Here is a 22,399-nt window from a genome sequence, read left to right on the forward strand (position 1 = left end):
ATAATGTCATCAGTTTATTGACTATAAATGCATGATTTTGTTTCTAAACCAGTCGGAAAATAATTATTTCAAAGCAATATTTATACATAGAATTTATATTTTCTAAAATTTAGAAGTGATAACGATGTTTCGTGATTTTTATCAAGGCCCTTATTGCTATTATTGTCATGATACTTAATTTATGATTAGAAAAAAATTTGGATAAAATGATTTTTGGCATATATGATTGATTACCAATAATAGAAAAATATAGAGAAAGTTGTAGTAATGAATAAACCTAAAATTGATCGAGATACTTTGTTTGTTAAGTTGTTTTTCAAGAATTCTCAGGAAGTTACTGCTGAGGAAATTGAATATTATCGTGAACATCCTGAGCAAATTGAGGAAGTAACAGCGCCAGTAAATATTCATAAAATGTTTCTTTGGGGAGGGGCATTAATTGGTATTCTGATCGTGGTGTTATCAAAATTTTTTAAGTATTCTAAAGTATTGGCTTTTGAGTCGGCATGGATCAATGAGTTTATTGTTGATATTGCATATGAAAGTGGAATAGCCTTAATTGGTGCTGCCATTACAACCTATATGATGGGGGTTTTACTCAATCGCCAACAGACCAATGCATCAAAGTGGCGAAAGGAAATTCGTAAAAAGATTAAAGGGTAATGGTCTAGAATAATGATTCTAAATATTTTATCTATTGTTATTATTATTTCAAATAGATAAGTAAGCTATATCATTTTGCTAAAAATATCTGCTCTCAATGACTAAATTTGCTTTTATTTTTAATAAATCATTAACGGTTATTTGAGTTTGTATGTAGTTATTGTTTCAAAATTATCTTCAAAAAAACCGAGTTAATTATTAACTCGGTTTATTCTAAAACTATTTACTTTTTAAGCTGGATTAGAAGTTATATTCCATACCTAGACCAAACACAGTTTTCTTATCGTTATCTACATACCAATCACGTTTTTGCTGCGCTACTACACCGTAAAAACGTGCTTGCTTGTTGAAGTTATAATCAACACCTAAGCCGTATTGATCAATTTTACGATCATTGTTTGCCCAATCAGTTTTAGCTGATTGATATTGCGCTTTTACAGCCCATGGCGTACTTGGAATGCTGTACGTTCCTGAAACTAACCATGCTTTTTCTTTTAAATCTTTGTATGCAACTACGTCATCTGTAGGTTCAGCTTGTTGATAAAGCGCACCGAAGACTAAACCTTCCGCTCCAGCTGGTGTAAGGTCTAAAGAGCCAGTAACACGAATCGCATCTGAGTAGTATTTTTTGCCATCAAGTGCATTATAAGCACCTTGTACACCGAAGTTACCTGCGATGCCTGTCGCTAAACCAATATCTTTATTTTCATATGTTAAAGATGTTGAGAATGAGTCAAGGCTATCACGTTTATTATCATCACCTGTTTCACCCGCTTTCGGGTCAGTGCTGCTAGATTCACCAGTTTGTGCTTGGAAGTTAAATTGTAAACCAGGAATTAATAGGTTTTTATCTGTTTCAAAACCAATGACGTTATTTAGACGTTCTTCACCATACATTGTTTTAGTGATATCAAGGTTTGTGTCATCATTGAAAATATCTTGATATTTTCCAGCAGAAGTTTTGAAATATGAATCATATTTACCCGCTTTTAATGTACCTACTTTATTGAATTTAAGACCCAAAAAGCGGTTGCGCGCGCTCCACTCTGCATCAGAACCTGAGCCATCTGTTGCAAAACCAAACTCTGCTAGATAAACAACGCCAACATTCTCTGTTAATTTTTCTTCGCCTTTAACCCCAATACGTGAAGCATTTGAATTTAATTGAGTTTCATTGTTACCAGTAGCATTTACATTGTCTACTTGGTTTAAAGATACATTGAGCTTACCATACAATGTAGGCGCTGCTTGAGCTGCGTTTAAACTAATAGTGGCGATTGCTGCAGCGAGTAGCACTTTTTTCATTGAGATTTCTCCAAAACATGTTCAATAGGCATTTGCCGTTGCTTTTTTTATTCAGTAAGTGTTGAGATGTTCATTGCTTACTAACTTGCATGCAGTATCAACAAATTTTGTTACATGTAGGTGAAGAATAAATGACAGTTTGATGACGTAAGAAACTTGATTTTGTTTTTAAATAAAAAATGAGGCTACATGAGCCTCATTGATTCTAAAAAAGATTTTTTATTAACTCAGCGCTGCTTTAATTTTTTCAGCAAAGCTTTTAATCTTTTCTTGATCACCCATTTGTGCTGCATGACGACCTAATTCGTGCACAGAAGTTGGAATGAGGTGAAAGTGCACATGAGGTACAGTTTGCCCAGCAGACGCGCCAGAAAGCTGCATTAATACAATACCTTGAGCGTCTAAACCTGTTTCAATCGCTTGCGCAATTTTCTGAACGATTTTTATTGTATATGCTGCAGCATCTGGATCTAAATCTAACAAAGTAATTGCTGGTGTTTTTGGAATTACGAGTGTATGACCGTCGGCTTGAGGCATGATATCCATAAATGCAAGAACTTGATCATCTTCATACACTTTTATCGCAGGAAGCTCTCCACGTAAAATTCGTGCAAAAATATTTTGATCATCATAAGCCATGGTATTTTCCTTAAATTAATGAAAGCTATTATTTACAATTCAATTCTTTCTGACGTTCCTTGATAGAGTCAAGGCGTAGTTGTTCTTTTTCGGAAAATTTAGGCTTACTGGTATAACAATTGTCATTACCATACTTTGCTTTTGCTTCAGGATCTTTAAAACAGAAGCCTTTTGATGCATAGATCACATTGTAATCATCTTGTAGTTTCTTACATTCTTGCACATTATCATTGGCAAAAACTTGAGAACCTACAAAAATGGATAAAGTAGAAAGTATTGCAATTACAGACTTATTCATGAGATGGCCTCAAATTTGACATTTCAGTTTGTCACTTTATTAGATTATAAGGATTGATTGTGGTTATTCAATGGCGAAAAATTAATCCAATGTAATTTTATTCCATAATTCGTACATTTTTATTGCAGTTGAGAAATCGCTATTGGGTTCAGCTAAGTTATTGGCTGTTTGAATTAAGCTTTGAGTTAATCCAATAACGGGCGCAGAAAGTTTAGCTTCACGAATTAAATCAACAGCAATTCCTGTATCTTTAGCTAATAAAGGCAGTGCAAAAGTTAAAGGGAAACTACGATTAAAAACACGTTGAGGTAAAACGGCTTCGGTTACACCACTTTTGCCACTTGATGCATTGATGCAATCTAGCGCTTCATTCAAGTTTACGCCATGTGCTTTAAGCGTGGTAAAACCTTCTGCTGCGGCACATAAATGTACAGCCATCATCATGTTATTCACTGCTTTTACAGCAAAACCAGCACCTGAGTCCCCAACATGTTTAATCAGCTTTCCCATCACTTGCATGGTGGCAAAAGCCTGATCAAACGCAGATTTTTCTCCACCCACCATAAAGGTTAGTGTTGCATTTTCTGCACCAATGGTTTGTCCACTCACGGGAGCATCTAAAAATTTAACATTCTTTTCAGCCAGTTGTTGTGATAGTTTTCGTGCAGATTCAGGAACACCACTGGTACAATCAACCCAAATTGCGCCAGATTTAATTTCAAGTGTTTGGATTAGATCCTCAACATCCTGACTGGTTGGTAAGCATGAAAAGATGATATCGGCTTGAACAGCTTGTTGTAATTCTACGGCTTGAGTCTTGTATTCAGTTGCATGTTGTTTAGCTTTGTCAAAATTTCGATTCCAGACATAAACCGTATCGAACTGTTTTGGTAAATGAGCCGCCATGCGGTAACCCATTGCGCCTAAGCCTATAAATGCAACTGAGGTATTCATAATATTCCTTAAAGTTTTAAATTTTTATCGATCGTTGTGCTAACCATTGGGCGAGTGTAGGCCAAAATTCATCAGCGCTTTTTTGACTCGACATCAAGCCTAAATGTCCACCAGGAATAAGAGTAAACGTGACATCACTACTATTTGTCAATTCGATTAATGGCTTAACTGAATCAGCAGTAACCATTTGATCGCCTTTTCCAGCACCAACCATTAAAGAACAATCGATATTTTTAAGTTCAATTTTATGTTTACTGAGTTGAATAGCACCATCTTTTAATGGGTTTTGTAACCACACATTGAACAACATATCTTGGTTTATACCGCCAGGGTAATCGATCATATGGTTAAGAAAGTTGCCAAGTGTTGCATGTTCTTGCAGCAATTGCTCATCATCTAGATTGAGTAGTAATTGTTTATGACCCTGATACCAGCCTTTAGGATCTAGAATTTTAAATCCAATCGAATTTAAAATACCTGGTGTGTGAATGAGTTTTTTAGGAAGCCCACCTTTATAGAGTGCATTTTGTAATTTAGGACTTTTAAGGATGAGATTGTTAATTTTTTCATAAAGTTTACCAATACCGCCAGAAGCATAACTGTCTATAGGGCTACCTAAAACAATTAAGTTTTTGACATAGTTTGGTTGCTTAAAGGCAGTATAAAGCAGTACAAAAATACCAGCCATGCTCCAACCATGCAGTGAAATTTGATCACTTTTAGCATGTTCACGGATTTTATTGATACAGTAGGGAATTGATCCATCAATAAAATTTAGAAAATTTAGATAATGGTCATTGTAATTAAGCTTACCCCAATCGAGTAAATAGACATCAAAACCTTGTTCTGAAAAATACTTCACCAAAGATCTGTAAGGATATAAGTCATAAATCGCCATATTGATGGCAAGTGGGGCTGTAAAAACAAGTGGTTCTTTGAACTTTCTTTCAGCGGCAGCATAGTATCGAATTTTAGTTTGATGATGTTGTGCAATAATTTCATAGGGCGTACTTTGAGATAACACCAATGACTGACCATTGAAAATACGAGTAGATAAGTTTTTTAATTTTGATCTTCGTTCTTGGAACTTCGTCATAATGTGTGCCATAAGCGCTTTTTGTCTCATTTTTGTACAGAATATCCGAAGTGTAAGTGATAATTTTAGATTATACCTTGACCTTAAATACATCGCGCGCTCAAAATGTTGGCAATATTTTACAAAGGCAGTTTTAGAACTGAGTAGTTGAAATGAGCCAACAAGACGATATCGAATACCAATTGGATACGCTAGCAATTCGCACAGGTCATAATCGTAGTTTTGAGGGTGAGCATAGTGAACCAATTTTCCTGACCTCATCTTTTGTTTGTGAAAATGCTGCTGATGCCGCGGCTAAATTTTCAGGCGAAATTGAAGGAAATACATATTCACGTTATACCAATCCAACGGTACAAGCTTTTGAAAAACGCCTTGCAATTTTAGATGGTGCAGAACGAGCAGTGGCAACCAGTTCAGGTATGGCAGCAGTGCATGCTTTATGTATGGCATATCTTAAAGCTGGTGATCATGTGATATGTTCACGTGCAGTCTTTGGCTCAATTATTTCTTTATTCGAAAAATACGTTGTTAAATTTGCTGTCGACGTAACATTTGTTGATTTGGAAGATTTAGATGCTTGGAAGCAAGCGATTCGTCCGAATACACGTTTATTGTTTATTGAAACACCGTCTAATCCATTGGCTCAAGTGGGCGATATGCAGGCGATTGCCGATATTGCGCATGCGCATGGTGCCTTATTTGCAGTTGATAATACCTTTTGTACACCTGTACTACAGCAACCCATCAAATTTGGTGCTGACTTAATTGTGTATTCATCAACAAAATATATCGACGGCCAAGGTCGTGCATTGGGCGGTGCTGTTGTTGGTAAAAATAAACTGGTTGAAGAAATCAATGGTGTCATCCGTACCCTAGGTAATTCAATGAGTCCTTTTAATGCTTGGGTTTTTTTAAAAGGTCTAGAAACTTTAAGTTTGCGCATGAAAGCACATTGTGAAAGTGCACAAAAATTAGCAGAATGGCTGGATCAACATGAAAAAGTTGAAAAAGTTTATTATGCGGGTTTACCACATCATCCAGGACATGAGTTGGCAAAAAGACAACAATCAGGTTTTGGTGGTGTTGTTTCCTTTGTGGTAAAAGGTGCTCGTCAAGGTGCTTGGACGGTGATTGACCATACACGTTTCTTATCGATTACCAGTAACTTGGGTGATGTGAAATCGACAATTACCCATCCTGCGACGACTTCACACGGTAGAATGTCAGCTGAAGCAAAACAGGCTGCGGGAATTGAAGAAGGTTTAATTCGAGTATCTGTTGGTTTAGAAAATATCGATGATATTATTCGTGACCTTTCGCATGGTTTAGATTTGCTTTAATCAGTTGGTCTGTATATAGGGCTTGTTGACATTTCATAATCGCAAATATAGACGAATGATCAACAAACCCTAAGCATTATTGAAGAATTGAGCTAGGTTTACATCGTTTTTGTTTTAAACCTAGATTACAATATCTGCCAAATTAGGATTTTGTTCGGAGAATTTTATGAATATTAATATGTTGATGCAGCAAGCTCAACGCATGCAAAAAGACATGGAAGCCAATGTTAAAAAGGCAAAGGAACAACTTGCGCAAACTGAAGTTCAAGCAGAAGCAGGTGGTGGTTTGGTGAAAGTTACCATGACTTGCCGTAACGTGGTTAAGCGTATCGAAATTAGCCCAGATTTATTACAAGACGATCCAGACATGATCGAAGATTTGATTGCTGCTGCAATGAATGATGCGGCACGTCAAGCAGAAGTAATTTCTGAAGCAAAAATGAAAGAAGCAAACGCTGGCATGGGATTACCACCAGGTCTATCAGGTTTGTTTTAAGGATTAACAGGTGTTTAGCGACCGTTTTGATCAGCTTGTACAAGCCTTGCGAATCTTACCCAGTGTTGGGCCAAAGTCGGCTCAGCGCATGGCACTACATTTGATTATGAAAAATAAGGAAGGAGCGATTGGTTTGGCGCATGCGCTGAATGAAGCGACTTCCTATATCCATGAATGTAGTCTTTGTCACTCACTGACTGAAAATGAAGTTTGTGATATTTGTTGCTCAAATGATCGTGATGATCAGTTGCTTTGTGTGGTTGAATCACCAGCAGATGTGATGGCAATTGAGCAAAGTGGTAGTTTTAGAGGTAAATATCATGTCCTTGGTGGGCATTTGTCTCCTTTAGATGGCATCGGGCCTGAAGAGATTGGTATTCCATATCTTGTTCAACGCTTGAGCGATGGTAAAATTACAGAAGTGATTTTAGCAACCAATGCCACAGTGGAAGGGCAAGCGACAGCACATTATTTGGTTGAAGCGACTAAGCATTTGTCTTTACAAATGACCCGTATTGCCCAAGGGGTGCCGCAGGGTGGTGAGTTGGAATATGTAGATAGCCATACGCTTAGTCAAGCTGTACATAATCGAATGCGTATGAAATAACAAGCCAAGAGTACGACTAAAGGGTTTGTTGATCTTTCAGATGGGTTTGCGATAATGCAATTGGCCTGAAATGATGAACAAATCCTTTTTTATTTAAAAATATTTACATTTGTTCAAAAGTTTTATGTAGACTCAAAAATGCAATTTAAGAAATGTTTATATTCATCATTTTTATAAAATTTTTTTATTTTAGTAAGTTGTAAAAACTATATATAAATTGGCGATACAATGTTAATTTTGTTGAAAAATAAGGTATTTATGGAGAATTAGTTGAAAAATCTTATATTTAAATTTTATATATTCAGGTAAAATCATATTTTATTTAAATGTAACATTTTGACACAAGCTGACATGTTTCAATTTATCAATCAACAGGCTGAACTCGAAAATGTGTTGGATTTGATGCAACACACCTCGACTTATGGCCTAGACACTGAATTTATAAAAGTCGATACGCTTTGGCCTAAACTCGGTGTGTTTCAAATCAATGTCAATGGTCAAGTGTTTCTACTCGACGGTACAACTTTAGATTTACACAATTTTTGGAACAAACTTTTTCAGGCAAGACAGAATATTTTCCATGCATGCGGTGAAGATATTGACCTCATTTATCATTATTCAGATAAGAAAAATTTAGCAAATGTATTTGATACACAAGTTGGATTGTCCTTCCTTGGGCATGGCTTGCAAGTGAGTTATCAAAATGCATTAAAATTGATCCTCGATATTGATATTGATAAAGATCAGACGCGTTCAGATTGGCTGGCACGCCCGCTGACCAATGAGCAAATGAATTATGCCGCCAATGATGTGTTATATATTATGCATTTGGCAGAAAAGGTAAAGACAGAATTAGCTGAGAAAAATTTGTATCAGCAAGTCATTGAAGATTGTCAAAATTTAACTTTTGAAATTGCTTTAGAGACTCCTAAAGAAAAGCTTTATACAGATATTGGCAATTATCGACATTCACGTAAACAGTTGATGCAATTGCAGCAATTGAGTGTTTGGCGTGAAGAAATGGTAAAGGCACTGAATCAACCACGAAGCTTTATTCTTAAAAGTTCGACCATGATCGATTTGGTTGAAATGAATCCTAAGAATAATTTCCAATTGTCTCATGTGAAAGGTATTCGACCAAATATTGTACGAGAACATGGTAAAACGATTCTAGATTTATTGAAGTTCTTGCCTGAAGTAGATGAATGGCCGTTGCGTATTGCGCGTCCTATTAAGCATTCATCAAAAGGTGTAACACTCGAAGTAGATGAACTGATTTCAAAAATCTCTTTAGAGACACAAGTTCCGAAAGAAGTGCTTATGCGCAAAAAATGGCTAAATGCACTCTATCATCATGTGGTATTTAATGGTGATGAACAGGATTTACCGCGGTATTTATTGGGTTGGCGTTATGATTTATTAACACAGCCATTAATTCGTATGTTACGTAATGATCTGAATTATTTAAGTACGCAAATGAAGGTAAATGATTAATTTATAAATTATTGATCACGAATTTTTTAGAAAGATTTTATTTAAGAATAGAAATTTCAGGATGATCAAATATTTAACAATTGATCATAAATAACGACTGATGCGTTAGTTTTCGATACTGTATCTGTCGTTTTTTTCATGTATGCTGTGATATGAGTTTTATTGAAGCTGTTGTTTAAAATGCATTGTGATATTTATAAATCGAGCAAAAAAGATGAAATGTATCTTTATGTGGCTCGTCCAAATCATCCAAATGAAGATGAAAATGCCGATCCTTTAGCGGTCTTGTCTGAACCTTTACGTGCTGCTTTTGGTCGTGCAACCCATGTCATGCATCTTGAATTAAATGAAAATAAAAAATTGGCACGTGTCAATGTGTTACATGTTTTAGATTCATTAAACACAAAAGGCTTCTTTATTCAAATGCCGCCAGAGGGCTTAATTAACCCAAATGCGGTTGAACCAGAGGGACTACGTGGTGCTTGAACAGTTATCAGGAATATGGGCAAATTTCTTACACCTATTTGATTCTATACCAGAAGATAATATTGCGATCTCAGTCTATGTTCTTGGGACAGTTTTGATTTTATGGTGTTGGTATTCGATTGCAAAACGTTTACCTTCACCACTTGGCGGTATTACATGGATCATTCTATTTGCAATTATTGCAACCCCAACAATTTCTGAAGGACCTAATTCCGAAGTTGCACCTGCGATTTTTGGATTGTTATTTGGTGTTTTAACCAAAGATTCTCCTTTAATTTGGTCAAATCTTGCATTGATTGTATTTGTCATAGGTGTTGGTTTGATTGTTGGATTCTGTTGGTCTAAATACACAGCCAATAAAAGTACAAAACAAAGCACTGTAGCAAAAAATATTTCACCACTTTAAATAAAAAATAAAGGTTATTTATGTCTGTTGATTCACAACAATTCACAGGTACAGAGCAATATATTGCGACTGATAGTTTAAAACTTGCTGTAAAAGCAGCTCGTGCATTACAAAAGCCATTATTGGTGAAAGGTGAGCCGGGTACAGGGAAAACCTTGCTTGCAGAACAAGTTGCAGAAAGTCTAGGCTTAAAGCTCATCACTTGGCACATTAAATCGACCACTAAAGCACAGCAAGGCTTGTATGAGTATGATGCAGTTTCACGTTTACGTGATAGCCAGCTTGGTGACGATCGTGTTTATGATATTAAAAACTATATCAAGCCAGGTAAACTGTGGGAAGCGTTTACCAGTGAAGAACGTTGTGTATTATTGATTGATGAAATTGATAAAGCAGACATCGAATTTCCTAATGATTTGTTGCATGAGTTAGACAAAATGTCTTTCTTTGTGTATGAAACAGATGAAACGATTACAGCGACACAACGTCCGATCGTGATCATTACTTCAAATAACGAAAAAGAGCTTCCAGATGCATTCTTGCGTCGTTGTTTCTTCCATTATATTGAATTCCCTGATGAAGCAACCATGCGTGAAATTATCGCAGTACATTTTCCTCATATCTCAGGGACTTTGGTTTCAGAAGCTTTACAAGTATTCTTTAAATTACGTCAAGTTCCAGGTTTGAAAAAACCACCATCAACTTCAGAATTGATTGATTGGTTAAGTTTACTTATGGCAGATGATCTGCCTGAAGACGTATTGCGTAACCATGACAAATCAAAAGCGATTCCACCGCTGTATGGCGCACTCATCAAAAATGAGCAAGATGTACAATTGCTTGAGCGCTTAGCCTTTATGTCACGTCGTTAATAGGGGGATCGCAACATGTTTGTGCGATTGTTTTATACCCTGAGAAAATACGGTGTACCTGTTTCGACACGTGAACTGATTGATTTAAATCAAGCAATCAGTCAAGGTTTAATTTTTGCTGATCAAGATGATTTTTATGAATTGGTGAAAACGGTAATGGTCAAAGATGAAAGATTCTTTGACAAGTTTGACCGTGCCATGAAAGATTATTTTGAAGGTATTCATACTTTTGATATAGATGACTTGCTGAATAAAGTTCAAAAGCTACCAAAAGATTGGTTTGATTTAGAACTTCTTGAAAAGCATTTAACTCCCGAGCAACGTGCTGAATTACAGAAAGCGGGTTCGCTTGAAGAATTGATGAAAATGTTGGAAGAGCGCTTGCGTGAACAACATAAAAAACATCAAGGTGGAAATCGAATGGTAGGTACTGGCGGAACGTCTCCGTTTGGTGCTTTTGGCGATCATCCTGAAGGTGTCCGGATTGGTGGCCCAAGCCGTAAAAATTCTGCTGTAAAGGTTTGGGAACAACGTAAATATCAAAACCTAGACGATGAGCAAATTTTAGGTACACGCCAAATGCAAATGGCTTTGCGTCGTTTGCGTAAGTTTGCTCGTCAAGGTGCGGCTGAAGAGTTAGATATCAAAGGCACAATCTATGAAACGGCCAAGCAGGGTATTTTAGATGTTCAAATGGTGCCTGAGCGTCGTAATCGTATTAAAGTTTTGATGTTGTTTGATGTGGGAGGGTCTATGGATTCTCATATTGCACAATGTGAAAAACTGTTTAGTGCTGCAAAAACAGAGTTTAAGACTTTAGAATATTTTTATTTTCATAACTGTTTATATGACTATGTTTGGAAAGACAATCATCGACGTTCTTCGACACGTATGAACACGTGGGATTTATTCAATACCTATGGTAAAGACTATCGTGTTATTGTGGTTGGTGATGCAAGTATGGCACCTTATGAGTTAAAGTCAGTCGGTGGCTCTGTTGAATATATGAATGATGAGGCAGGCGATGTATGGTTACGTCGCTTACGCAATCATTTTGAAAAAACAGCATGGTTAAATCCTGAAGAACAGGGATACTGGCACTATACGCAAACCATTAATATGATTAAGCAAATATTTGACGATCACATGTTTCCAATGACCTTAAAAGGTATTGAGGATATGACCAAGTATTTATCTCGTTAAATAAGCAAATAATAGGTATTAAATTAGTCAAAAGCTGAGTTGAATCACATTAGAATTCAACCTGCAATTTTTAAATGAGGGAATGAAATGAATCATCATATCAATGGTGTTGCTCTACCGAATGAAGACGGATTTTTTGGTGAATATGGTGGTCAGTTTATTCCTCCTCATTTAAAACAGGCTATGGATGAAATTAATACTGCTTATGAAGAGATTCGCAAGACGCCTGCATTTCAAAATGAATTAGCAGACTTATTTACGCATTATGTCGGCCGTCCAAGTCCTTTGTTTTATGCAAAACGGCTTTCAGATCAGTTGGGCGGTGCGCAGATTTATCTGAAACGTGAAGATCTAAATCACACTGGTGCTCATAAAATTAACCATTGTTTAGGTGAGGCTTTACTTGCTAAATATATGGGAAAAACTAAGGTCATTGCTGAAACTGGTGCGGGTCAGCATGGCGTGGCTTTGGCAACAGCATGTGCCTTAGTCGGTATTCCTTGTGAAATTCATATGGGGCAGGTAGATATTGAAAAAGAGCACCCAAATGTCGTGAAAATGAAGATTTTGGGCGCAAAATTAGTTGCGGTAACACAAGGTACTGCAACACTAAAAGATGCCGTAGATAGTGCATTTGAAGAGTATTTAAAAGATCCTGAAAATTATATTTATGCGATTGGTTCAGTTGTCGGCCCACATCCTTTCCCTAAAATGGTACGTGATTTTCAGTCGATTATTGGCAATGAAATCAAAGTTCAAGCCCAAGATCGTTTTGGTGCTCAACCTGATTATGTTGTGGCCTGTGTCGGTGGTGGTTCAAATGCGATTGGGGCATTCACAGCATTTCTAAATGATGATGCTGTCAAGTTGGTTGGGGTAGAGCCAGCAGGACATGGTTTGAATACAGATATGCATTCTGCGACATTAACACTGGGCAAACCAAGTCAAATTCATGGTATGGCATGTTACGTTCTTGAAAATGAGCAGGGTGAACCATTGCCAGTACATTCTATTGCTTCAGGATTGGACTACCCAGGTGTTGGTCCTCAACATAGCTTCTTGAAAGACATTGGACGTGTTGAATATTCAACAGCAACAGATCAAGAATGTTTGGATGCTTTTATAACATTGTCTCGTGTGGAGGGAATTGTTCCTGCATTAGAGAGTTCACATGCTGTGGCTTGGGCAATTCGTGAAGCACCTAAAATGGACAAAGACATTAAAATTGTTGTGAATTTATCAGGCCGTGGTGATAAAGATGCTGATTATGTCGCAGGAAAATTGGGTTTAAATTAATTCAATAGCCACCCATTAAATCGGTATTTTAAGCCATGTTAAAATACCGATACGACAGTCTATTTAAAATTAACCTGAAATATATTGTTGTAATTGTTCAATCAGTTTTCTTTGATCTTCCATGGTGGCTTTAACCAAATCGCCAATAGAGATAAATCCAACCAGTTTGTCACCCTCCATCACAGGTAAATGACGCAAATGACCATCGGTCATCAGGTTTAAACACTCTTCTACCGTATGACTTGGCATCACTGAAATGACTTTAGGTGTCATAATTTCTGCAACAGTGGTATGGTCCGAAGTACGTTGCATCAAGGCGATTTTACGGGTGTAATCACGTTCAGATAAAATTCCAACGACTTTCGAATCTTGAGTGACAACCAGCGCACCAATCCCTTTATTTGCCATCAGCGTAATGGCTGCTAATACAGTGGCATTTGGTGAAATGGTATGAATTTCTTGTCCAGCTTTGTCTTGAATCACTTGTGCTACTGTCGTCATAATTATTCTTCCTTTTCATTGATGCTTATGTTGCATCCTTTTAACTTAACTGTATTTTCAAAGATTGCAAATACTTTGCAGTCAAAAATATAACAATAAAACTTTACAGTGGTTTTAAAACGCCGAAATTGTTTTGAAATTAAACAGCTTGAAATTGAATATTGTTGTTAAAAAAGAAATGATGCATCTGAGTTGTTGAAAGTTTAAATTTACGTGATGATGAATTAAACAATGCAGGCTTAACATTGAGACGCTTTAAAGTCGGTAGCAATGATTCTTCAAAATCTTTGGGGGTGATTTTTCGCGGGGTATAATGTGGCCAATGAATTTTTGCATACTGAAATGCTTGTACTGAATTGAGCCAAAAGGGAAAGAAGACTTCATTCTGATCAGACTTCATCGCCCAGCCTTCATGGTACAAGCCCCACAATACGCCGCAATACATTAATGATTTTAAAATTGAAATTTTAAGAAACAACTCATTAGAGATAGGTTGAAGATGAATATATTTTTTCATGATTAATGATCGTGTCTAGTGCACTCACCATTCTAAAGGAAATTCAGTTGAGAACAGCGTACACTTTGTATTGAATCGTAAGAATTTATTAAAATCAGTCTGAAAATAAATCATTAAAAAACAGGGATTAAAAAACGCCACCGAGGTGACGTTTAATTATGCTTGCAGTGTGGCCATCTTTTGCCAGTACTGCGCTTTAAGTGAATCTCGTTCTACGCGGAAACCTTGGAAATAAAGTTCTGCAAGAAACATTGCTGCTTTACCATGTCCTGCTTTTGCTGCATCTTCTAATGCTTTTACCGCATCTACAAAGTTCATTTCACATTGAATTGTATTAACTGCATTTGCATAAACATGTTCTAAGTCTTGATGAGAGATTTGATGAATCATATATAACTCCTTATTGTAATTATGATCTTTAACTCGGCTCCCCAATGGAACCTACACTTAACTAATCTAACTTAACTTTATTAAACTAATATTACAATTTACTTTACTTGTCAAGTAAATCGCAAAAGGTACTTGACGAAGGTTTGATTACATGATTAAACATTAATCAGAAATAATATTTATTAAAATTAATATGAGAATTATGACAAAGGGAGAACAACATGACAAATGTAATAGATGGATTTACTTTTGATGTACCTCCAGCTGAATCTCAAATCGTTGAATTAGCTCAGTATCATCGTAAACAGTTGGACGAAGCAATTTATCATCAAGAAATACATCTTGGTGACTATTGTTTGGCACAACGAAAACGCGTTTACGATTATACCAAAGATTTGAATCCAACGCAAAAAGCGGGGTTTTATCGTATATATGATGGTGAATTAAGAAGACTTGCAGACGATGATGATTTACATCCTGCGCATGCAGAAAGTGGGGTCGGGGTATTTGCTGTGAGTATTGTGCTGATCATTATTGCGGTTATTTTATATTTCGCATTTTTGAGAGCGGTGATTTAGTTGGGATTCAATTGAAAAATTTCTAAATCAAAAACCTTATTCAATTTTATGTGAATAAGGTTTTTTCTATGTAAACTCAATTTTCAGCACATTTGTAGCACAATGATTAAAAAGTTAGAAACTAACTGTGTATTTCATCAAACAAAACTGAGCTGTCTGAAAATGTTATGCAATGCAACGCTAAGAAAGCGCTATATTTTTCTGTAAAGGATGATTAAACTATCGAGAGTTAGAGGTAGTTCATGCGCAAATTCAAAGCTTATTTTCAAAAATTATATTCTTCATTTCCGATGGAAAATATCTTGAATTATTGCGTTATCAGTATGATTTCTATCATTTTGATTGTTGCGGCTTTGGCTTTGCTTCGACCAATTAATGCTGAACAATATCGTTTGGTGACACAATATTCAAAACAAGCAACATGCCCTAAAACTCAAAAAATAGCAGTTCAATTGCAACATCAAGAGAGCATTAAAAGAATAGAATATCTACGATTATTACGCGCTTATCATTTTGAAAATAGTCATGTTAAAAAATATCCTGCTGTAGATATAGCTGATCCTGAATAAAAAGTTCACTTTATTTGGAAGGTCTAAGTGTGGTTTTAATGATCAAATTAGGCGTGTCTGGTTGGATGATTTGAGCTGATTTTATGTTGTTATTTAACATATTTTTTAAAGCTTTTTCATCTAACTGATTTGCAACAATCACGAAAGTGAGACGGTCAGCGTGTAAATGCTTTTGAATGGCATGTTGTAATTGCTGTGGTGTTATTTCACTCAGCTGTTTTTGATATTGAGTGAGATAATCTGCTGGAAGTTGATAGAAACCAATTGCTGCGATTTGTGCATTAATATTGGCATTTGAACTGAATGTCATGGGGAAAGAGCGCAGCATTCCTTCTTTTGTTTCTTCAAGTTGTTTGTTCGAAATTGGTTTTTTAATAAAATCATTTAATGCTTGGTGGCTCACACGAATACTGTCCATCAACTGATTTTGTTCTGTTGCATAGCTTAAACTAAACAAACCTCGTGCTGCTGTTGATGTCAGTGTGCTATAAGCGCCGTAGGTATAACCACGTTTTACTCGTAACTCTTTCATCAGTACAGAATTAAAGCCATTGCCGCCAAACATCTGGTTTGCAACTTCTAAGGCGATTCGATCAGGATCATTACGTTTGATAGCCAAGTGACCCATTGTTACATGGGCTTGGGTTGAGTTGTATGGAATATATTGAATATTAAAATCTTTTTGATCTTGCGGTTCCAGAAGCGCAGCTGCTGGTTGACCTTGAGTCAGATTTTGACTGATTAAGTTTGAAATGTGTGTCGCTTCAGTATTGGTTAAATTGCCAGTAATCGCAATATTCATATTTTGTGCAACGAGTAATTTATCCCGAAACGAGCGTAACAGTTCAGGAGTAATTTTTTGAATACTCCCATTGGTCCCTACTGTTGGTTCTGCATATGGATGTTGTCCATATAAAGCGCGATAAAATTTTATGCCCATCAGTCGGCTTGGGTTTTCTTGGAGTTGTTTTTGCCCCACTTTGGTATTATTGAGCGCAAGATTTAAACCCGATGCTTTGAATTGAGAATGGTTGAGTACATGCAACATCATGTTGATGGCAGGGTTAAGTTTCTCAGGATCAGACAATACCCGTAGCTTAACGATAAACATATCTCGATAAGCATTGACATTAAACTGAGCACCAAGACCTTCAAATGTTGAGACAATTTCTTTGGCAGAATATTGTTCTGTACCTTCTGTAATCAGTTTTGCAGCCATATTTGACATGCCAAATAACCCTTTACCAAGGGTTTCATCTTGCGCTGAACCCGCGTTAAAGGTGAGTTGAATATCTACGATGGGCAAATCTTGTGCAGCGACAAATAGTGTTCGGACATTTTGGTTATTTTGTAAATCTTGTACAAATGGCGCCTGATAGTGTTGTTGTTCACCTAGGTTTTTGAGGCTTTGTAATGCAGAAATGGCTTTTAAATGTGTTTCAGACTGCGGTGTTAAAGTGTCTTCATGTTGATTAGGTGTTGTCTCGGCATGGTTTAGCGTGGGACATAACAAAATACTGAGTAAAAATAATGGTTTTTTTAAGGATATTGTGAATAAACGCATTGTCATCATCCTATTTATCTTTTGGCGTTTCTGGCGTCAAATACAAACTACTGAGGTTTTCTTTGACGAAGTAAATATTGGCAATACGTTGTAAGTCTTGTGGTGTGACAGTGTCGTAATGTTTAGGTAATTCATCAATAAGGCGAAAACTTAAGCCATTCACCTCAAGTTTACCGATCATATTGGCTTGTCCACCAATATCATCTTGGCTATAGATTAGATTTGAAATAAAGTTGTTTTTAACGCGATCAAGTTCAGTTTGATTGACCAATTCAGTTTTAAATAAATTCATTTCTTTTTCTATTGCAGTTTTTGCTTCATCCAAAGACACACCTTCACTGGGTAATGCTGAAATCATAAATAAGCTATCACCGCGATTATAAGGTTCATAACTCACACTAATTGCAGTTAAAACCCTTTTATCTCGAACTAAGCGGTCTTGGAGTCGTGCAGAAATACTGCCATCCAATAATGATTGGATAATGGTTAAAGCATAGGCATCCTGTGGATTTTTTGCTGTCGCAATAGAACGAACGTTCCAAGCCATAAACAAATTTGGGACTTGGACTGGAAGTTCGATTTCCATATGGCGATAACCCACTCGATCAAACTCAAGTACATCATTACGGTCAGGGAGTTCTTGTTTAGGAAGTACTGCAAAATATTTTTCAACTTGTTTTAAAGCTTGTTCGGCATTGACATCACCAACAATCACCAATGTTGCATTATTGGGGGTGTACCAAGTTTGATACCAATGTTTTAAGTCATCTACTTGAATATTTTTCAAATTCTTCATAAAGCCAATCACAGGTTGCCGATGGTGACTGGTTGGATAAGCAATCCATTTAAAGCGCTCATATGCTAAATTTCGAGGATTGTCATCTGTTCTTTGCCGTCTTTCCTCCATCACAACTTTGATTTCAGGTTCAAAATCTTGTTGTTTCAATACAAGATTTTTCATTCGATCTGCTTCTAATTCCAATGCTAATGGAAAATACTTTTTAGGATAAAGTTGATAGTAATTGGTGTAATTATTATAGGTTGTGGCATTGGTTTGTCCGCCATACAATCGGCTTAGACGAGTGAATTCATTATTAGGAACTTTTTGCGTGCCTTTAAACATCATATGTTCAAGTACATGAGAAATGCCGAGTACATTGCCAGACTCATCGCTGCTACCAACCCCATACCAAATTTGTGTCATGACAATTGGCGAACGATGATCTTCTCGAATGATGACTTTTAAACCATTTTTTAATGTAGTCTCAAAGGTGCTTCTTGCCAATTGACTCTGTGTTTCAGCATATATCTGGCTCGTCCAAATACTGAACGATGCAAATAGAATAGAGCGAATAAAGGTTTTATTTTGTTGCATAGGTCTGATGAATTTAGCTTTGAAAATACGCACAAATCGCCTAGATATTCTTTTAAAATTTATAACTATTCTCAAAAAATTAACCATTTAAAGCAAGTGTTTCATGTTGCATTTTGGTTCGAGTACTTTAAAGCCAGTAAAACGCTAAAATCAGTGTAATTTATGCTAAACTCTTTCTTTTTTAACGCTATGCTTTTCAAGGAATCGGCATGCAAGAACAGCAAAATAAATTCTTGATTGATGCGGATATCGGGGATGACGATGTCACTTTACCTAGTTTACCAGCCGTTGATGTGCCTATTATTGAAAATAATAAAATAGAAGCCGCTCCAACTCCTACCCAAGAACCTGTAAATACCACAGAACAAGCTACTCAAGTTGTAGAATCAAGCAAAGGCGGTTTCTTTAGCCGAATGAAAGAAGGTTTAACCAAATCTCGCAAGAACTTTGCAGATGGTATGGTTAATATTTTGATCGGTGGTAAAGAAATTGATGATGAGCTGTTAGAAGAAGTTGAAGAACAACTTTTAGTTGCTGATATTGGTGTCGATGCAACCAAAACAATTATTGCAAATTTGACTGAACGTACAGCACGTGGTGATTTAATCTATTCACATTCACTATATAAAGCATTGCAAGAAGAATTGGTTGCTTTGCTAGCGCCACGTGTAAAGCCTTTACATATTGACCCAAATAAAAATCCATTTGTGATTTTAGTGGTCGGCGTGAATGGTGTGGGTAAAACCACGACCATTGGTAAGTTAGCGAAACGCTTGCAAGGTGAAGGTAAGAAAGTCATGCTTGCTGCGGGGGATACTTTCCGTGCTGCTGCGACAGAACAGCTTCAAATTTGGGGCGAACGAAATAATATTGCCGTTGTGGCGCAAGGTCATGGAGCAGATAGTGCTTCGGTTATTTTTGATGCATTTGAAAGCGCACGCGCCAAAGGTGTCGATGTACTGATTGCAGATACAGCAGGGCGTTTGCATAACAAAAGTAATTTGATGCAAGAGTTGACCAAAGTTAAACGTGTCATGCAAAAGATTGATGCAACAGCACCGCATGAGATTATGTTGGTTGTTGATGCAGGTACAGGGCAAAACGCGATTAATCAAGTTGAGACTTTTGATGAAGCTGTTGGTTTGACAGGTCTGACCATTACCAAACTGGATGGTACTGCCAAAGGTGGTGTGTTGTTTAATATTGCTAGCCGTACTCATGTACCCATTCGCTTTATTGGTGTGGGTGAGAAAATTGATGATTTACGTCCATTCTCTGCCAAAGCATTTGTTGCTGCATTATTTGAAACTGATAAATAATCTTAGAAATTTATCTTTGTGAATCAGTTTTTATAAATAGGTCATTGAATAAATGACCTATTTTTTATGGAAATTTTGCATGATGAATATTTCTGTATCCTTCTTAGTTCATTCGTAAAAATAATGAATATTGGTATTTAGACTTGCTAAATCTATAATTGTTCTAAAAATAGAACACATTGTTATTGATTTAAGGCTGACGAGAGGCTTTGAGATCTCCTAAACTGTGAACATCTTAAAGAACACGACCAAAATGGTCAGCGAAGGATTACAACCATGTCATTTTTAAATCAAATTAAACAACGCCGTACCATTTATGCGATTGGTAGAAATGTCAGCTTAGATCAAGCTAAAATAGAAGAAATCATCAAAGAAGCAGTAAAACAAAGTCCATCATCATTTAACTCACAATCTTCACGTGCAGTGATTTTATTTGGTGATTCACATGTTAAGTTTTGGACTATTGTTTTAGAAACTTTGCGTAAAATTGTTCCTGCTGAAGCATTTGAAGGTACAAATGCCAAAATTAACAGTTTTATTGCAGGTGCAGGCTCAGTATTGTTTTATGAAGATATGGCTGTGATCAAAGGTTTACAAGAACAGTTTGCTTTGTATGCAGATAACTTCCCAGTGTGGGCTGAACATTCTACTGCGATTGCACAATTTGCAACGTGGACAGCTTTGTCAGAAGCGGGTATTGGTGCTTCATTACAGCATTATAATCCGATTGTAGATGAAGAAGTTGCTGAAGTGTTTGGTATCCCAGCAGATTGGAAACTTCGTGCACAGTTAGTATTTGGTTCAATTGAAGCACCTGCTGGTGAAAAAACATTTATTGATGATGCAACACGTTTTAAAACGTTTAACTAATTGTTTATTTAAATAAATTTTTCAAAGCAGATTAAAGAGCACTTCGGTGCTCTTTTTTTATATCTTAACCAAGATGAAGTAACAAAAGCCATCAAACAGTTATTTGTCATAAAACTGTCATCACGACATTGCATAGTGCTTTAAATTTTACAGTTTTTTGACAAAAGAGTAGAACAACATGGCATTTAAATATGGCGTTGTTGCATTAGGTTTAATGCTAAGTGGATCAGTTTTTGCAGCAGTGACGATTTCTGCACCTGAGGAAATTGTGTTACTTGCGGTGAATGATCAAGAAGTGAATACAGGATTATTCCGCTCAAAAAATAACGAATATAAAGTTGATGCGGGCACTGTAGATTTAAGCGTGCGTTATCAACAGTATTTTGAGCATTTAAATGGTGAACATGACATTTTAAAATCGGGTGTGGTGACGATTAAAGCACCTGATTTGAAGGATGGTCAAACTTATAAACTGGCTTTGGTTAATGCGCCTAAAAGTTTTGATGATGCCAAAAAGTATGCAGAGCAGCCTACAGTGGCAATCTATGATCGCAAGAATCAATTATTGGTTCAGCAAACAGGGGCCAATAATGAGCAAAAACCATGGTTAAGTACAGGTATTTTTGGAAAGGTTGTGGATTTGACTTCGCGTAATAAAGCACCGAGCAATCAACCAGCAGCAGTATATGCAACTGTAAATACAACAGCGCAAACGGCCACTGTACAACCCGTATCTACAAATTCAACAGATCAGCAATTGATTCAAATGTGGCAGAAAGCATCTAAGGCAGAACGTCAAAAGTTTATGACCTGGTTGGCTGAGCAGTAATTTAGTTATTAACCAAGATTTATTGAAGACCACAGTGTGGTCTTTTTTGTCGCTAATAAATGTTGATACACGTAATGTTTTGATTTTCTAATGTTGGTATATTTGTGCTAATGAAAATATAGAAAAACAAATGAAATGAAGCCTTTAAAATTTAGATTTGCACAAAGTACAGATATTACAAAGCTTGTGGATCTTATTAACTCCGCATATCGCCAACAACACGGCAATAGTTGGACCAGTGAAGCTGAAATTGTCTCAGGACAACGTATCAATGCCTCACAGCTAGAACATGCATTATTTCAAGATCACTTTCAGTTGTGGATTGCTTTACAGGATGAGCAAATAGTGGCTTGTATTGGCTTAACGTTTAATTTGTACGATGTAGAAATAGGGACATTTTGCATCGCACCACATTTTCAAAATCAAGGCATAGGCAAACAGGTTCTAGACTTTGCTGAAAATTATGTAAGGCAACAAATACGATTAGAACATCAACATTTAAATGATTTTGTAATGTGGGTATTGAGTGTGCGAACTGAATTGATTGAGTATTATGAGCGCCGTGGCTATGTACAGACGGGTGTGATAGATAATTATCCTTTAGATGCTGACGTTGGAAAACCGATAGTTGATTTACATTTGATTGAGATGCGGAAAGCGATTGTTTTATGTGTAGATTAACTAGTTAAGGAGTAAATATGTCTCTTGAGCAATTGAATATAATGGCTACAT

General features: G+C 36.5%; 26 protein-coding genes. 16 read left to right on the plus strand and 10 right to left on the minus strand.

The window, feature by feature from the left end; genetic code table 11:
* Positions 1-267: 267 nt before the first annotated feature.
* Positions 268-663 (plus strand): hypothetical protein, encoded by a 396-nt coding sequence (locus D7V20_RS15590; protein WP_120385021.1) that lies wholly within the window; start codon positions 268-270, stop codon positions 661-663.
* Positions 664-903: 240 nt separating this feature from the next.
* Here the strand turns inward: D7V20_RS15590 and D7V20_RS15595 are convergent, their stop codons facing one another.
* The 5 genes from D7V20_RS15595 to D7V20_RS15615 form a co-directional block, all read right to left on the minus strand.
* Complete coding sequence (locus tag D7V20_RS15595; RefSeq protein WP_120385022.1) at positions 904-1,968, minus strand: porin; 1,065 nt, start codon at positions 1,966-1,968, stop codon at positions 904-906.
* 222 nt (positions 1,969-2,190) lie between these two features.
* Positions 2,191-2,607, minus strand: a complete 417-nt coding sequence (locus D7V20_RS15600; RefSeq protein ID WP_120385023.1) for an HIT family protein — start codon at positions 2,605-2,607, stop codon at positions 2,191-2,193.
* Between the two features lie 28 nt (positions 2,608-2,635).
* Entirely contained in the window at positions 2,636-2,905 is a 270-nt protein-coding gene (locus D7V20_RS15605) for a YARHG domain-containing protein (protein WP_120385024.1), read from the minus strand.
* Between the two features lie 81 nt (positions 2,906-2,986).
* On the minus strand, positions 2,987-3,859 hold the full coding sequence (locus D7V20_RS15610; RefSeq protein ID WP_120385025.1) for an NAD(P)-dependent oxidoreductase: 873 nt from the start codon (positions 3,857-3,859) through the stop codon (positions 2,987-2,989).
* A 16-nt stretch (positions 3,860-3,875) separates the two neighbouring features.
* Positions 3,876-4,955, minus strand: a complete 1,080-nt coding sequence (locus tag D7V20_RS15615) for an alpha/beta fold hydrolase (protein WP_235831653.1) — start codon at positions 4,953-4,955, stop codon at positions 3,876-3,878.
* Between the two features lie 152 nt (positions 4,956-5,107).
* Between D7V20_RS15615 and D7V20_RS15620 the strand changes: the two genes are divergently transcribed.
* The 9 genes from D7V20_RS15620 (at position 5,108) to trpB (ending at position 13,155) form a co-directional block, all read left to right on the plus strand.
* Positions 5,108-6,295 (plus strand): O-succinylhomoserine sulfhydrylase, encoded by a 1,188-nt coding sequence (locus tag D7V20_RS15620; protein ID WP_120385027.1) that lies wholly within the window; start codon positions 5,108-5,110, stop codon positions 6,293-6,295.
* A gap of 166 nt (positions 6,296-6,461) precedes the next feature.
* Positions 6,462-6,791, plus strand: coding sequence for a YbaB/EbfC family nucleoid-associated protein (locus D7V20_RS15625; RefSeq protein ID WP_120385028.1), 330 nt, complete (start codon positions 6,462-6,464; stop codon positions 6,789-6,791).
* A gap of 10 nt (positions 6,792-6,801) precedes the next feature.
* Entirely contained in the window at positions 6,802-7,398 is a 597-nt protein-coding gene (gene recR, locus D7V20_RS15630) for a recombination mediator RecR (RefSeq protein WP_010114604.1), read from the plus strand.
* 351 nt (positions 7,399-7,749) lie between these two features.
* Positions 7,750-8,892 carry a ribonuclease D gene (locus D7V20_RS15635; protein ID WP_120385029.1) on the plus strand — a complete coding sequence of 381 codons (1,143 nt, stop codon included), beginning with the start codon at positions 7,750-7,752 and terminating at the stop codon, positions 8,890-8,892.
* Between the two features lie 180 nt (positions 8,893-9,072).
* Entirely contained in the window at positions 9,073-9,378 is a 306-nt protein-coding gene (locus tag D7V20_RS15640) for a YcgL domain-containing protein (protein ID WP_120385030.1), read from the plus strand.
* Complete coding sequence (locus tag D7V20_RS15645) at positions 9,371-9,784, plus strand: hypothetical protein (RefSeq protein ID WP_171407844.1); 414 nt, start codon at positions 9,371-9,373, stop codon at positions 9,782-9,784. The genes D7V20_RS15640 and D7V20_RS15645 overlap by 8 nt, the downstream gene beginning before the upstream one ends.
* 20 nt (positions 9,785-9,804) lie before the next feature.
* Positions 9,805-10,656, plus strand: a complete 852-nt coding sequence (locus D7V20_RS15650; protein ID WP_120385032.1) for an AAA family ATPase — start codon at positions 9,805-9,807, stop codon at positions 10,654-10,656.
* Between the two features lie 15 nt (positions 10,657-10,671).
* Positions 10,672-11,859, plus strand: coding sequence for a vWA domain-containing protein (locus D7V20_RS15655; protein ID WP_120385033.1), 1,188 nt, complete (start codon positions 10,672-10,674; stop codon positions 11,857-11,859).
* A gap of 87 nt (positions 11,860-11,946) precedes the next feature.
* A complete protein-coding gene (trpB, locus tag D7V20_RS15660; RefSeq protein WP_120385034.1) occupies positions 11,947-13,155 on the plus strand; it encodes a tryptophan synthase subunit beta in 1,209 nt (402 codons plus the stop codon).
* Between the two features lie 69 nt (positions 13,156-13,224).
* Here trpB and D7V20_RS15665 read toward each other — a convergent pair whose 3' ends face one another.
* The 3 genes from D7V20_RS15665 to D7V20_RS15675 all read right to left on the minus strand — a co-directional run bounded on the left by D7V20_RS15665 (position 13,225) and on the right by D7V20_RS15675 (position 14,563).
* On the minus strand, positions 13,225-13,656 hold the full coding sequence (locus tag D7V20_RS15665; RefSeq protein WP_120385035.1) for a CBS domain-containing protein: 432 nt from the start codon (positions 13,654-13,656) through the stop codon (positions 13,225-13,227).
* A gap of 139 nt (positions 13,657-13,795) precedes the next feature.
* Positions 13,796-14,173, minus strand: coding sequence for a DUF2750 domain-containing protein (locus D7V20_RS15670; protein ID WP_120385036.1), 378 nt, complete (start codon positions 14,171-14,173; stop codon positions 13,796-13,798).
* Between the two features lie 156 nt (positions 14,174-14,329).
* The gene (locus tag D7V20_RS15675; RefSeq protein ID WP_120385037.1) at positions 14,330-14,563 is read right to left on the minus strand and encodes a hypothetical protein; all 234 of its coding nucleotides are present in this window, start codon (positions 14,561-14,563) and stop codon (positions 14,330-14,332) included.
* 221 nt (positions 14,564-14,784) lie between these two features.
* Here D7V20_RS15675 and D7V20_RS15680 point away from each other — a divergent pair, with 221 nt between their 5' ends.
* Both D7V20_RS15680 and D7V20_RS15685 read left to right on the plus strand, forming a co-directional pair.
* On the plus strand, positions 14,785-15,141 hold the full coding sequence (locus D7V20_RS15680) for a hypothetical protein (RefSeq protein WP_120385038.1): 357 nt from the start codon (positions 14,785-14,787) through the stop codon (positions 15,139-15,141).
* A 242-nt stretch (positions 15,142-15,383) separates the two neighbouring features.
* Entirely contained in the window at positions 15,384-15,710 is a 327-nt protein-coding gene (locus D7V20_RS15685; protein ID WP_120385039.1) for a hypothetical protein, read from the plus strand.
* Between the two features lie 10 nt (positions 15,711-15,720).
* On the opposite strand, the gene D7V20_RS15690 is transcribed toward D7V20_RS15685, so the two are convergent.
* Both D7V20_RS15690 and D7V20_RS15695 read right to left on the minus strand, forming a co-directional pair.
* Positions 15,721-17,274, minus strand: coding sequence for a M16 family metallopeptidase (locus tag D7V20_RS15690; protein WP_407923978.1), 1,554 nt, complete (start codon positions 17,272-17,274; stop codon positions 15,721-15,723).
* 10 nt (positions 17,275-17,284) lie between these two features.
* A complete protein-coding gene (locus D7V20_RS15695; protein ID WP_235831654.1) occupies positions 17,285-18,649 on the minus strand; it encodes a M16 family metallopeptidase in 1,365 nt (454 codons plus the stop codon).
* 209 nt (positions 18,650-18,858) lie between these two features.
* On the opposite strand from D7V20_RS15695, the gene ftsY reads away from it, so the two are divergent.
* The 4 genes from ftsY (at position 18,859) to D7V20_RS15715 (ending at position 22,348) form a co-directional block, all read left to right on the plus strand.
* Positions 18,859-19,968, plus strand: a complete 1,110-nt coding sequence (ftsY, locus tag D7V20_RS15700) for a signal recognition particle-docking protein FtsY (RefSeq protein WP_120385041.1) — start codon at positions 18,859-18,861, stop codon at positions 19,966-19,968.
* Positions 19,969-20,244: 276 nt separating this feature from the next.
* Positions 20,245-20,838: a nitroreductase family protein gene (locus D7V20_RS15705; RefSeq protein ID WP_120385042.1), complete on the plus strand. Its 594-nt coding sequence runs from the start codon at positions 20,245-20,247 to the stop codon at positions 20,836-20,838.
* A gap of 178 nt (positions 20,839-21,016) precedes the next feature.
* Positions 21,017-21,667, plus strand: a complete 651-nt coding sequence (locus tag D7V20_RS15710) for a YccT family protein (RefSeq protein WP_120385043.1) — start codon at positions 21,017-21,019, stop codon at positions 21,665-21,667.
* A gap of 135 nt (positions 21,668-21,802) precedes the next feature.
* A complete protein-coding gene (locus D7V20_RS15715; protein WP_120385044.1) occupies positions 21,803-22,348 on the plus strand; it encodes a GNAT family N-acetyltransferase in 546 nt (181 codons plus the stop codon).
* Positions 22,349-22,399: the final 51 nt, after the last annotated feature.

It is taken from the genome of Acinetobacter rongchengensis (assembly GCF_003611475.1).
Lineage (GTDB): Bacteria > Pseudomonadota > Gammaproteobacteria > Pseudomonadales > Moraxellaceae > Acinetobacter > Acinetobacter rongchengensis.